This is a genomic window from Lewinellaceae bacterium (genome assembly GCA_020636105.1).
Lineage (GTDB): Bacteria > Bacteroidota > Bacteroidia > Chitinophagales > Saprospiraceae > BCD1.
This window is the reverse complement of the sequence record JACJYL010000002.1, coordinates 1,406,802-1,419,552: the sequence shown is the minus strand read 5'-3', so window position 1 is coordinate 1,419,552 and position 12,751 is coordinate 1,406,802. Positions and strand designations below refer to the sequence as shown.

At 40.2% G+C, this 12,751-nt stretch carries 13 protein-coding genes and 1 pseudogene; 12 read left to right on the top strand and 2 right to left on the bottom strand.

Annotation, left to right across the window (positions count from 1 at the left end):
• Positions 1-145 precede the first annotated feature (145 nt).
• From H6571_22770 to H6571_22725, 10 genes and pseudogenes are all read left to right on the top strand, one after another.
• Positions 146-1,025: pseudogene (locus tag H6571_22770) on the top strand (Fic family protein).
• Positions 1,026-1,100: 75 nt separating this feature from the next.
• Positions 1,101-2,330: a WG repeat-containing protein gene (locus H6571_22765; protein MCB9326574.1), complete on the top strand. Its 1,230-nt coding sequence runs from the start codon at positions 1,101-1,103 to the stop codon at positions 2,328-2,330.
• Between the two features lie 287 nt (positions 2,331-2,617).
• Positions 2,618-3,043 carry a hypothetical protein gene (locus tag H6571_22760; protein MCB9326573.1) on the top strand — a complete coding sequence of 142 codons (426 nt, stop codon included), beginning with the start codon at positions 2,618-2,620 and terminating at the stop codon, positions 3,041-3,043.
• 12 nt (positions 3,044-3,055) lie between these two features.
• A complete protein-coding gene (locus H6571_22755) occupies positions 3,056-3,331 on the top strand; it encodes a hypothetical protein (GenBank protein ID MCB9326572.1) in 276 nt (91 codons plus the stop codon).
• Positions 3,328-3,588 carry a T9SS type A sorting domain-containing protein gene (locus H6571_22750; GenBank protein ID MCB9326571.1) on the top strand — a complete coding sequence of 87 codons (261 nt, stop codon included), beginning with the start codon at positions 3,328-3,330 and terminating at the stop codon, positions 3,586-3,588. Before H6571_22755 ends, H6571_22750 begins: the two co-directional genes overlap by 4 nt.
• Positions 3,589-3,892: 304 nt before the next feature.
• A complete protein-coding gene (locus H6571_22745; protein MCB9326570.1) occupies positions 3,893-4,348 on the top strand; it encodes a DinB family protein in 456 nt (151 codons plus the stop codon).
• 33 nt (positions 4,349-4,381) lie between these two features.
• Positions 4,382-5,092, top strand: a complete 711-nt coding sequence (locus H6571_22740; protein MCB9326569.1) for a fibrobacter succinogenes major paralogous domain-containing protein — start codon at positions 4,382-4,384, stop codon at positions 5,090-5,092.
• Positions 5,077-5,643 carry a GNAT family N-acetyltransferase gene (locus tag H6571_22735; protein MCB9326568.1) on the top strand — a complete coding sequence of 189 codons (567 nt, stop codon included), beginning with the start codon at positions 5,077-5,079 and terminating at the stop codon, positions 5,641-5,643. The genes H6571_22740 and H6571_22735 overlap by 16 nt, the downstream gene beginning before the upstream one ends.
• A gap of 9 nt (positions 5,644-5,652) precedes the next feature.
• A complete protein-coding gene (locus H6571_22730; GenBank protein MCB9326567.1) occupies positions 5,653-7,158 on the top strand; it encodes a carbohydrate-binding protein in 1,506 nt (501 codons plus the stop codon).
• 122 nt (positions 7,159-7,280) lie between these two features.
• Positions 7,281-7,763, top strand: coding sequence for a hypothetical protein (locus H6571_22725; protein ID MCB9326566.1), 483 nt, complete (start codon positions 7,281-7,283; stop codon positions 7,761-7,763).
• A gap of 124 nt (positions 7,764-7,887) precedes the next feature.
• Here the strand turns inward: H6571_22725 and H6571_22720 are convergent, their stop codons facing one another.
• A complete protein-coding gene (locus H6571_22720) occupies positions 7,888-8,628 on the bottom strand; it encodes a hypothetical protein (GenBank protein MCB9326565.1) in 741 nt (246 codons plus the stop codon).
• Positions 8,612-10,882: a M48 family metalloprotease gene (locus tag H6571_22715; GenBank protein MCB9326564.1), complete on the bottom strand. Its 2,271-nt coding sequence runs from the start codon at positions 10,880-10,882 to the stop codon at positions 8,612-8,614. Before H6571_22715 ends, H6571_22720 begins: the two co-directional genes overlap by 17 nt.
• A gap of 89 nt (positions 10,883-10,971) precedes the next feature.
• Here H6571_22715 and H6571_22710 point away from each other — a divergent pair, with 89 nt between their 5' ends.
• Positions 10,972-11,364 (top strand): STAS/SEC14 domain-containing protein, encoded by a 393-nt coding sequence (locus H6571_22710; GenBank protein ID MCB9326563.1) that lies wholly within the window; start codon positions 10,972-10,974, stop codon positions 11,362-11,364.
• 34 nt (positions 11,365-11,398) lie between these two features.
• Entirely contained in the window at positions 11,399-12,478 is a 1,080-nt protein-coding gene (locus H6571_22705; GenBank protein ID MCB9326562.1) for an alanine racemase, read from the top strand.
• Positions 12,479-12,751 lie beyond the last annotated feature (273 nt).

Below are 12,751 nucleotides of genomic sequence, written 5' to 3'. Positions count from 1 at the left end.
TTTTTGGGGTTTTGTTTTTTTGGGGGCGTATATGTTTAAGTTGGCGTTCATTGTAACGTGACACAGCAACTTCAACTACGAGATAAAAATTATAATAACTTTGCACGGATAATTACAGAGTGACAGAATAGATGGCATTAAAATTATGAGTGATACAAAATTATCCATACGTTTTTTTGATGATCGCGAAGTTCGTGCCGTTTGGGACGAACAAAACGCCAAGTGGTGGTTTAGTGTGTTGGATATTGTAGCTTTGCTTACCGACCAAGACGACTACACCAAAACCCGCAACTATTGGAAATATCTTAAAGCTAAATTGAAAAAAGAAAACAGCGAGTTGGTTAGTGCCACTACCCAACTGAAACTTTTTGCAAGTGACGGTAAACGATATTTAACCGACATGTTGGATTACACTGGTATAATTGCTTTAGGCAAAGAATTTCCGAGCAAAAAGGCAAACCGATTTATAGAATGGTTTACGTACAGCGATGAAAGTATAGATGGAAAAAGCAAAACAAAAGCGTATGCTATGTTTGAAAGTTCTTTTATCAATAGCATAGAAGTTGGCACAACCAAAGGTTTGCAACAAATACACGCTTATTTGTTTGGCGGATTGTATGATTTTGCGGGACAAATCAGGCAAAAAAATATTTCAAAGAGTGGTTTTCAATTTGCCGTATCACGCTTTTTGGGCGACACATTAATACAAATAGAAGCAATGCCCGAAACTACATTTGACGAAATCGAAAAAAATTGTAGAAATGAACATTGCACACCCATTTATGGAAGGAAATGGTAGAAGCACCCGAATATGGTTGGATTTGATACTAAAAAAACGCCTCAAAAAATGCGTGGATTGGAGTATGATAAGCAAGCGAGATTACATGAATGCAATGATGCTAAGTCCGACAAAAAGTAGTGTTTTAAAAACTCTTTTGAATAATGCGCTCACCACCAAAATAAACGACCGTGAAATGTTTATGAAAGGAATTGACTACTCATATTACTACGAAGAAAATGGCTAAAGAATACACGGCAAAAAGTCCAATTCACATTATTTTAGTTCAATAAAGCATATTGAAAACAAAAAAACCATAAAAATGAAAAAAGTATACTTAATCCTCCTATTTCAAATAACCCTTTTAGCTGGTTCTTTGGGGCAAAAAATTAAACATTTTGATGCTGGTCGGGGGACAGTTTATGAAATTCTAATTGCCAAACTTACTTTCTCCTGTTTAACCCGGTATTGTAAAACTGATGTGCTAAATGAATTTAAAACAAAAGATTTTTTGGACAAACGTTTCAAGCCAGATAAGCATTTTGAAAGTGAACTAGCCGAAATTAAAGATAAAATTAGAAGCAATAAGACTTCAAAATACCTTGGAATAATAAATGTATTAGGCGAGCCGAATTTGACTTTTACCAAAACAATTTTTGATGTAGATGAAATGAAAATTATTGCTCAGATCGAATTGAAACTGTTTTATATAGGAGGCGTTCTAAAGGTGAAATCAATAAAATTCAGAGATAGTTCACAATTCAAAAATTATGAAGAATGGGATGTCTACCTGATAAGCCGAAAAAAAGACGAATACAATAACATTCCTCCTCCCCCAGTGCCTCCAATGCAGGAACAACCAATTTTTCGGTTTAATAATCTTGTTACTTATCCTAATTTATGTGATTGTTACGAAAATGATATTTACGTAGATAATAGACGTAAATATCACTTAAAGAATAAGGAATACGAGCAATTGCAAGATCTGAATATTGGAACAGGTTATTCTACTGATTTTTTAATTGCTACTATAGGGTCGAAAAAAGGGTTGATTGATTATGACAATAATATTATCATTCCGATAAAATATCAAAATGTTAAACGAATAGGAGATGATTTAACATTATTAGTTAAGGATAATGATAAACACGGTGTTTTGAATATAAAAAATGAAATTATTGTCCCAATTGAATATGATGAAATTTATATCCAAAGATACCATAATACTAAGGAAAAGGAAATTGTTGAATTTTTTGTTGTTAAGGAAAATGGTAAATACGGAATCTATAATAATAAAGGAATGATGATTCTTCCAACTAAATATGAAGAGATTTATTTCCTGATTTCCCGTTACATTAGGGTAAAACAAAATAATTTATACGGAATATTTGATGCAAATGGAAAGGAATTATTACCTCCAATTTACGATGAGATCAATCCTGTTTTTTATAGTCTTGAAACTTTGCAAAAGGGGGAAAAATCAATTTTGATACCTGACCAGGATTCTTCAAAAACCATTAAATTCTTCAAAGTGAACCCTAATATGGATTAACCATGCTCTTAATACCTCGAGAAAATAGCATCCATGGACCATTCAATTTGAAACAATAAAATGTCAGTCGATTTGAATTAAATTTCAACTCGGAAAAAAATGTAAAGAGGTAACATTTATAAATGAAAAGCTGCATAATAGACGAGCATATCCGATCGAAGCTGCAAACCTCAACCATCGAGCGATCCATCAATTGAATAACCATGAGAAAAATTGGAATCATTTATTTATTACCAGTGATAATGGTTCTCGGCTCTTGTGGAGAGTAGGAAACGGCCCCCGTAATATTGCAGAAAACCATTAAGGCTATTGATAGAATTGAAACGATTTATTACAAACAAGATATGGCCAGGAACAACCCGGGGAATGTTGGTGATACCATTTTCAGATACCGGGAGATGTATTTTAAGCGGTTACCGGGAGATTCTATTGTTGGGGTTAAAGGGCATTGGTATATGTATGTTGACGATAAAACAAATGTCATTTACGAGGATATTTGCGATGGGAATAAATTAATACGAAAAAACAACCGGGATACGGTAGCCAGGATATACGATTTGATCAAATATCCTGAATTTAAAAGCAAACCCTTTTGGGGGCATAATACGCTTTATGGCATGCAACATGAATTTAGGTACATCCTGGATAATTTGGATACCTACAAAGTTGAGAGGCTCAAAGACACCCTTTTTATGCACAAGGACTGTTTTTAAATATTAATTCGATTGGAGCATAAAGCTACCATGCCTGGATTTGCGATCAAACTTGAAGACAGTGACGGCAGTATTTCAACAACGGGATATTTGATCGATAAAAAGACACATTATCCGATAAGGATGAAAGCAGAAAACTACTCCAACCGGCAGCCTGAACAAAAGTTTTTTATCGATCAAATATATTATGATATTGAATTTAACCTCCAAATAAAGGAAGATGATCAGTTCAATACCTCCGACGAGAATTTAAAAGGCTATAAGATTAATGAAGTGATACCGGAATAAATTTACCTTGTTCGGCTGTTTATCCTAATCCGACAAACAGTGACCTCGTATTCCTTGAAACTGGCGATGATACAGATCTGTCTGATTACAGCTTATTTTTGGTGGATACCAATGGTAAATATATTCCAATACAATATAGTATTGCCAGTAAAAGGCTTGCCGTTGATATGACGGGTGTTGTGAATGGTGTGTATGTTATTATGATCAAAGATGAAGCCGGTAAGGTGGTATTCAGCCAAAAGTTGATTAGAATGTAGGTGTTTGAAAAATGCTACTCAGGCAGTTTTTGCTGTTCTGCATCACTTTTAACGGTAGGGATATGAAAAATTTAACGGATTGTTTAACCGCAAGGTGCGCAATGGAATCGCAATGGGGGCAAAGAGTTTTTGGATATGGCAAACGAATGAATAACTGATGTTCTGCATCAATTTTATTTCAAATCAGAATAAAAATCGTTTTGAATTTTTAAAGTATTCTTTAGTAAAAGCCTGCCTCATAATTTTTATATTTGCATTCGAAATAAACTACTTACCAATCCACTCTTCAAAAAAATCCGACAACATGGAAAATAATATTTTCAGCCAGGAAATGACCGCCGAATTAATCAGCAGGATAGAAAAACTTACCCCCCAAACCCAGGCTAATTGGGGTAAAATGAGCGTGGACCAGATGCTGGCTCATTGTAATGTATCCTATGAAATGGTTTATGATAACATCCATCCAAAGCCGAATGCGGTTATGAAATTTATTCTTAAAACAATGGTAAAAAACAAGGTAGTTTCTACTGTACCTTATAAGCAAAACAGTCCGACAGCCCCCCAATTTATCATGAAGGGATCCAAAGATTTCGATAAAGAAAAAAAACGGCTGATCAACTACATTAACAGGACACAGCAATTGGGCGCAGATCATTTTGAAGGTAAGGAGTCACACTCTTTTGGAAAACTGACCGCAGAAGAGTGGAATAATATGTTTTATAAACATCTCAACCACCATTTGAGTCAGTTTGGCGTGTAAGTTTTTTAAGGCAAAGAATAGCAACAAAATACAATGAATCAAATTAAATTTTTAATCCCTATTTTCTTACTGGTAATTTTTGCTTGTTCAAAGGATGACAATCCACCTGAATCACCGACCGAAACGGTAAAGGATGCCGATGGAAACGTTTATAACACCATAAAAATTGGAAATCAAATATGGATGCTGGAGAACCTGAAAACTACGAAATTTAATGACGGCACACCCATTGCGGAATTTACATTTGGCAACGATTGGCATAATGGCAACACTCCAATTCCTTATTACCAATGGTCGAATACAGATGATTTGAATAATGTTTATGATGAAGAGCTGCCTTTCGATTATTACGGAGCTCAGTACAATCACTTTGCGATTGAAAGTGGGAAATTAGCGCCTGAAGGCTGGCGCATACCAACCGAACAAGATTTTAGGGTATTGGAAAATTTCATATCCAACGATGGCAATGCCGGAAATGAAGCTACGGTATTAAAATCTGTAAAAGGATGGCTGCCATCAAGTGGAAATGGTACAGATTCCTATGGTTTTAATGGACTACCCAATGGTTATATCCATGCTTTTGGAGGGCCAACTTTTTCGGAAGGAATCTGTTCTTGGGCAACCTCGGATGTTGATGCTTCAAATGGCACCAGGCTGGTGGTGAATCTCTATGATGAGCCTGCAATGTTATTTGAAAATAATCCAATTCAAATTGGAGCAGGTATTAGATGCATAAAAGAATAAAAATTGATCCGATAAACAAACCTATGCAACATCTGAATAATATAAAACTTCGGCTAGTTGAAAAAGCTGAAATCAATGCATTGCATGACATCAGCCGGACGACCTTTTTAAATGCTTTTGCCGACAAAAATGATCCTGACCATATGGCCCATTTTTTGTCCGAAAATTTAACGGTCGAAAGCCTCACTTTGGAGATGGAAAATCCTGAAACGCAATTTTACTTTGCCGAAACGGATGAAGCACTTTTGGGGTATATGAAGCTCAATACCGGCAAGGCACAGACGGAAACGCATCTGGACAATGCTATGGAAATTGAGCGCATTTACCTATGGTCGCACTGGCAGGGCAAGCAGGTGGGCCAATGGATGCTGGCACAAGTGCTGGAAAAGGCCCGGGCGGCACATTTTGACTGGGTATGGCTGGGCGTCTGGGAAAAGAATACTGAAGCCATCCGGTTTTATAATAAAAATGGATTTGTCGAATTTGGCCGGCATGTGTTTATGCTGGGAAAAGATGAACAAATTGACCTCTTGTTGAAGTTTAAATTGTAATTTCAGGCGATGAAAAAGTTATTACTGTTGCCCGCCTTACTCCTGTTGTTTTTCGCCGCAGATGCTCAGACCAAAAGCTACAAACGCGGTGTTTCCTACGGCTACCATTCTGCCAATGATATGCAGCAATTTTCGGAAGGCATTTCCTGGTGGTACAACTGGGCGGCACAACCCGACGCAGCGATTCAGAATACCTATCAAAATTACAATGTGGATTTTGCTCCTATGGCCTGGAATGGCGGGGGCATCAATGCAGTGGCCGACCGGGTGGAGCAGGATACTAGCATAAAATATATACTGGGTTTTAATGAGCCCAATTTTACCGATCAGGCCAATATGACGCCCTCCTTCGCAGCCGTCAAATGGCCCGCGCTGCAGGCCATTGCCGAAAATTACGACCTGACACTCGTCAGTCCGGCAGTCAATTACTGCGGTAATTGCGTTTCCGTGGGGGGGACCACCTATTACAGTCCTTTTGACTGGCTTAATGATTTTTTCGATGCCTGTTCGGGCTGCAAGGTGGATCATATCGCTTTGCATTGGTACGGGGGCGGAAACTCTATCACCGGTTATATTGAAGATGCCCGTCAATACAATAAACCCATTTGGGTGACCGAATTTGCCGCATGGGACAATTCAGTCAACAATCCACAGGATCAAAAGAATTACCTGGCAGGCACCGTGAATTTCCTGGAACGGGATCCACAGGTTTACCGTTATGCCTGGTTTATCGGGCGAACCTCTTCCGGGCCAAATGCTTATCCGTATATCGACCTTTACGGCGCCGACGGCATGCTCACGGAGCTGGGACAATTGTACTTTGACATTCCCGTTTATGACCCGGAGATGCAATTCCAGGTGCCGGGCAGGATCGAGGTGGAGGAATACTACCTGATGTCGGGGTTGTTCGGTGAACTCACCCAGGACAGCGATGGTTTTATGAACCTCGGATGGACCAATAACAATGACTGGGCAGAATACAAAATTGAGGTGCAGGAAACGGGAACCTATTATTTGAATGCCAGGGTGGCGGGAACCAATCCCGGGAAATTTGACCTGCTCGTTGACGGACAACTGCTGACCTCAATAAATACCCCCAACACCGGCGGCTGGCAAAGCTGGACCACCGTTTCCACCATGGCAACCCTTCAAGCCGGGGAGCATGTTTTAAGAATGGTAGTCAGGGACGATGGCTTCAATATCAACTGGATCTCCATCACCGAAAATGCACTGGGCATCAATGAATTGGAAGAGATTGAAACGAATATTTTTCCCAACCCGGTAAGGGATGGGATAGTCAATGTGAATTTAAAGACAGGACATTCCGGAGGGCAATATTGGTGTACCTTAATGGATGTATTGGGAAAAGAGGTGTTTTCTCAATCTGTAAAATTAAACCGGTCGAGCTTCCAGTTAAATATTCAGGAAAACGGAAGGCTGGAAGCCGGGATTTATTTCCTCAATATTACCGGGCAAAACGGTAAAGGATATGCCAAACTGATCTTGCAGGATTAGAAAAATTCATAAACAGATCACCTTGGATTCTCTTGTCAAATCATCAAATTTGGCGATAATTAAAAATATCCTTATCTTTCATGTTCAAACATCTTTTTTTAAGTTTTCACAAATCATTTATAATGAGAAGAATATTCCCAATTGTACTTTTTCTTTTTTTAGGGCTGACTTTTTTTGCTTGCAATAACAGTGCGGACAATGCGACCGATGCCCAAGCGACCACGCCGGTAGTGACTACCCCGGCCGGAAATAATCCTGCTCCGGCCAATACTACTGCTGCCAGTGGGGTGGAGCATTATACCTGTCCCAACGGACATGTTGGATCCGGTGGAGAAGCTCCCGGCAATTGCGCCCAATGTGGTACCGAACTGGATCATAACCAGGCTTTCCACAATGCCCCGGCTGCGCAGAATCCGAATTCAACTGCCACAAGTCCTGTGTTTCAAAACACACAACAGCCGACTCAGGATTCTTCTCCTGCACAAAATGCAAGGGGCGACTGGCACTATCTCTGTTCAAACGGTTGCGCAGGGGGTGCAGGAGCAAAAGGCAATTGTGCAAAGTGTGGTTCGGCATTGGCTCACAACCAGACTTATCACGATTAAACCGGGTTAATAAAGCAAAAAAAAAATCCCTGGCGGTCTTCGTCGGGGATTTTTTTTTGTTATTTTATTTTTATAAAATCTCTAATCCAATAAATCCAGAGGAAGGCCGCTTCAAATGTCCCTGCTAAAACGGATTGATACCCACTCCAAAAGTAAGCCTGAACAGATGGGCGATATCCAGCGATCTAAACAGCTCATCTGATTGGTAATTTATATTATTGAAAGGGGGCAAAGCCGAAGAATCATATGCCCCAAATAACAAAGTGCCTATCTCTACTGCCACGTTAAAAAGCACCTTCCGTGTGAGAATGCCCTGCTTTCCAAAAACAACCGAAATTCTCGGTGAAGAATAGGTGAATTCATTGGTTCGAAAATTATCACCGTAAATACTGGAATTGCCCCTGAAGTGAATTTTGTTGTAGTTGTTGAATATTTTGAGCGAAAAATACCTGCCCAGTGGGGCAAGTCCTCCTTTTTTTATGTTAAAAAGCTTGACAGCAATGCCATAACTGAAAGATTGATAATTTTTTGAAAATAACCGGGGTTCTACTACTCCAAAGCCTTCTCTGAAATAACTTCCGAATGCCCCAATCGTGACTTTTCGATTGATATTGTATTCCACCTGTACGTTATGCCGAAAATTGATAATTGATTTTAATAGAGAGGGTTTGCTATCCTCAAGCTCGTTGTAATAGTCACCTTTATAATTTTTAAAATCCGAAAAGACCATTTTTCCGGCATATTCAAGATTGTAAAATGTCGAAAAACGCTTGCCGGATAAACCAATGCCCTGGGCATTGCCTGAAACGGCCGTTAAGCCAAAGCAGGACAGGGTAATGAGGATAAGTTTAATTCTTTTTTTCATTGGAAGGTTTTTTTGATCTTTTCAATTGGTTCATCGACCAGTATAAATGACTCTTCAGCACCTCCGGATGCCCTTTTATTTTTATCCAGTTGACATCGTGAAGTTCCAGGCTGTAATCCCTGACATTCAGGGCATTTAAATAATAAAAAGTTTCGTTTCCCTTTTTAAAAGTATGGTATATCATGAAGGGGGAAGTAGCAGGAATGATATACAGGTATGATCCCAATACCAGAGAAAGGCCTACGCCAGCGATATTTTTCTTTTTGTAAAAAGTAATAAATCCCGAATAGGCGAAGTAATCCGTATTTAATTTATCACAAAGAGCCATCGCCTCGTTATGGTTGGTGGCCACCATGTAAGTAGGGTGGGTGAAATATTCATCCGCCCAATGTTCGATGGTTCGAATATCATTGAGCTGATCGATCTCCCCGGCATTTTTCAAATGGTTGATATCCATGATTTCCGTATTGAGATCTAAATCTCTGGCGGCATCATCAATGTAGGTTTTTAGTTCTTTTTGAGCCGCTTCGGAACGAATATAATCGATCCTTGCGTTTCCTCTCACCGAAACATTGCCTTCTATATGGGTAGGGTTGACCATGACCACTTTTTTAGCGCCGATAGATTTGCCCGTCACGCTTTCTTTTTTTTGATCGGTTCGGTATTGCCTGCTTTGTTCATATTTTTCTCTTGAGGCTTTTCGGTCTCTGTAATACATCCCTTTTTTGAGGTGGTTGACAAAAGTGGAGTCGTTCATAAATTCTGAAAAAGCAAAGCGTGCAAAAACTGCAGTATTGTTGAGTAGGGCGGTGTCAACCGGGGCAGTGTCGAAAAAATCGAGCGGATTTTCTATTTCATAAATAACGATATCTTCAATGATATCCCGGGCCATCCGTTCAATCTTTTCATCCTCCGGATATTGGAGGTGCGTTTTCCAGCAATGGGCTGCGGCCAGTGTGCCGATTTCTTTGCGGGTCAATCGAAAAAAGAGAAAATTGATCCTTTTCCATTCGCCCTGAATGCTTTTATTTTTATGAACCACCTGGTCCAGTTCATCGATCAACGCATATTCTCCCAACCCGTAAAGGCCGTAAGTAAAGCTTTTCTGTAAATAAGCGTTGTCCGGGAATTTTTTTAAAAGGGCATAACAGTGATACAGTGCTGCCGAATATTCGCGTTCCTGGAGCAATATCTGAGCCAGTTCAAATTGCGCCATGGTAGCCAGTTGGGCAAAAGCTTCGGGAGTTTTTACCAGGTATTGTTTCCGGTCATTAGGACTGTAATTGGTACGGTTTTCTTCAAGAGCATCCTTCCGGCTTTGGATGTCGGGATGGGTGCTGTAATTCTCTTCATCTTCTTTTTTGGGATTAACCGTATTGGTTACTTCAGCCTCTTCATCATAAATGGTTTCATAATCGTAATCCTGGAGGGGTTTTACTTCGGTGGTCTTTTTGAGCCAGTCGCTGGAATCGATACGGATGTCGTTGAACTCGAACATACTTTTATCGATAGGAATGTTGAATACCGGGGCGTGGGCCAGGTCGAGGATATCAAAGACGTGGATTACATCATCAAAAGCATAGCCCGCATTGGCAAAAAGACTGAGTCCTTCTTTGTCGGCAATGGTCTCCAGTTTTTGGGAGTACTTACTTTTTTTGAGTAAGGTGTTCATCGATTCACTGTAGTTTTGCCTGCTGTTTTGCTCGATCGATTCATATTCGGAAAAAGCATCCATATTGTGTTTTTCTTTATAATGAATGATCTCGTGGGCAATCACAAAAGCCAGTTCTGCTTCGGTGTCAAGGCGGGCCAGCAACCCCATGGTGATGAAAATATCCCCCCGGTCGGTAGCAAAAGCGTTGACTTCCGAAGATTTGATGATATACAGATCAATGTCCTGAATGGCTTCAGGATCATCCTTTAAAATCAGGGCGGTAATCTCTTCAACAAGCTGGTTGAGGGGCGTATTGAATAAAAGAAGGTGGCTTTTGAGCAGCCTGTCAATCATGTAGTTTGATTCGATAATGAACTCCGTTTTCTTTTGCCTGATGACCTTTTCTCCGTTTTTATCGATGCTGTTTTCAATATCGATATTACTTTTATAGGTGGTGCTGGTCAGGATACTTTTCGGAATGGGCGCCTGGCTTTTCAAGGGGGTATAATCAAGTCCGAAATCTGATTGTGCCGGCGAAATTGCGGGAAGGATTACGCACAGACAGTAGATCAGGAGCCATTTTTTTAATTGAGTATTCATTTTTTTGAAGTTGATGAGGGAATCAGTTTAAAAACTTATTTTTAAAAATAAGTTTTTTATCCTCATTTTTACCAATAAAAAGAAAATTAATGCAAATAAAAATTCCGAAAGACAAAGAAATTTTCGAAGGAAAAATAGCCACATACTGGTTTGATGACGGTATCCTCGTTTCCTTGTCCAAAAGCACCAGAAGAACGGTTGAACTCATATCGGACAATGTGAGTTTTGTCAAGAAATTGACGAATGACCATCCCGTTCCTTTGCTGATTTACCTCGTCAACTCCCCGGTACCGGATAAGGCGACCCGACAATTTTCCACGGAAAAGTTGCCCGAAATCTATTCTGCCATGGCCATGGTATCGAAACCCGGGCTTTCCAGATTCATTATGAATATTTTATTCAGCCTCAAGCCACCCCCGATCCCGATGAAAAGTTTTACCGATGACCAGGCTGCCAAAGAATGGTTGAAACAATTTTTGTAAATTTTATCTTCAACATTACCAAAAACAATCCACCATGATCACTAAACCAACGCTTCTTCTCGATGAAAAAAAGTGCCGACTGAACATCGTTACCATGGCGGAAAAAGCAAGGAAAAACGGGGTGGTTCTCCGGCCTCATTTCAAAACGCATCAATCCCTGGAAATTGGCAGGTGGTTTAAAGAAGCCGGGGTGGAAAGGATAACGGTCTCCTCCTTTGAAATGGCCTCGTATTTTGCTCCCGAATGGCAGGACATAACAGTGGCTTTTCCGGTGAATATATTGGAGATTCATACCATCAATAAGTTGGCGCGAAAAATTCACCTCAATCTCCTGGTCGAATCGGTGGAAACGGCCCGGTTTTTAAAAGAAAACCTGAGGTTTGAAGTAGGATTTTTTATTAAAATTGATGTGGGAACCCGACGGACGGGGCTAAAACCGGACGAAACAGATACCATTGATGAGATCCTTCAGTTGACAGAAAATAGTGACAACCTCCGGTTTAAAGGCTTCCTTGCCCACGCAGGGCACACTTACCAATGTCGAACCAACCAGGATATTCTTAGCGTTCATGAGACTACACTTGCCATAATGGCAGCGCTAAAAAAGCAATACCAGGAAAAATATCCCGGCCTGATCATCTCCGTGGGAGATACGCCGGGGTGCAGTGTCGCAGAGGATTTTACAGGTGCAGATGAATTGCGACCGGGTAATTTTGTTTTTTACGATCTGGTTCAGCATCAGATCGGATCTTGTGCTGTCGATCAGATCGCTGTGGCTATGGCCTGTCCGATAGTGGCAATTCATCAAAACAGGAATGAGATCGTGGTTTACGGAGGCGGGGTCCATTTTTCAAAAGACAACATGCAGGATGAGCAGTTGGGCACTATTTACGGCAGAATAGCTACCATGGAAGATAATGGTTGGGGAGAGGTAATTCCGGGAATGTACCTGCGAAGTATATCCCAGGAGCATGGCATCGTGGTGGTGCCGCCGTTGGAAATGACGAAATACAAAATAGGCGATTACCTCATTGTACTACCCGTCCATTCCTGTATGACGGCCGATTTAATGCGGCAATACCTTACCACGGATGGGGAGTGGATCGTATTGTAAAAGGAGCAAAAAAACATGAGTCCCGAATTTTCAAAAACTATCTGAAATAGAAATTTTTTGATTATTTGAAGTATTTTTTAAATGTAAAACCTGCCTGCAGACGCAGGAAGGCAGGTGTAAAACAAGGAATTTAAAACCTGCCTGCTGACGCAGGAAGGCAGGTGTAAAAGTGAGTGGGCAAAAGGTTTGGGTTTTGGAAAAAAGTCATTTTTTGTCGCAAAACACCTAACCCACGACCCAAACACTTCTAAATTTTGCGGTTACTTGTTTTAA

Coding starts and splice junctions, on each gene's coding strand:
- H6571_22765 (MCB9326574.1), top strand. CDS start 1,101: ATGAAAAAAGTATACTTAATCCTCCTATTTCAAATAACCCTTTTAGCT.
- H6571_22745 (MCB9326570.1), top strand. CDS start 3,893: ATGGAAAATAATATTTTCAGCCAGGAAATGACCGCCGAATTAATCAGC.
- H6571_22740 (MCB9326569.1), top strand. CDS start 4,382: ATGAATCAAATTAAATTTTTAATCCCTATTTTCTTACTGGTAATTTTT.
- H6571_22735 (MCB9326568.1), top strand. CDS start 5,077: ATGCATAAAAGAATAAAAATTGATCCGATAAACAAACCTATGCAACAT.
- H6571_22730 (MCB9326567.1), top strand. CDS start 5,653: ATGAAAAAGTTATTACTGTTGCCCGCCTTACTCCTGTTGTTTTTCGCC.
- H6571_22725 (MCB9326566.1), top strand. CDS start 7,281: ATGAGAAGAATATTCCCAATTGTACTTTTTCTTTTTTTAGGGCTGACT.
- H6571_22720 (MCB9326565.1), bottom strand. CDS start 8,628: ATGAAAAAAAGAATTAAACTTATCCTCATTACCCTGTCCTGCTTTGGC.
- H6571_22715 (MCB9326564.1), bottom strand. CDS start 10,882: ATGAATACTCAATTAAAAAAATGGCTCCTGATCTACTGTCTGTGCGTA.
- H6571_22710 (MCB9326563.1), top strand. CDS start 10,972: ATGCAAATAAAAATTCCGAAAGACAAAGAAATTTTCGAAGGAAAAATA.
- H6571_22705 (MCB9326562.1), top strand. CDS start 11,399: ATGATCACTAAACCAACGCTTCTTCTCGATGAAAAAAAGTGCCGACTG.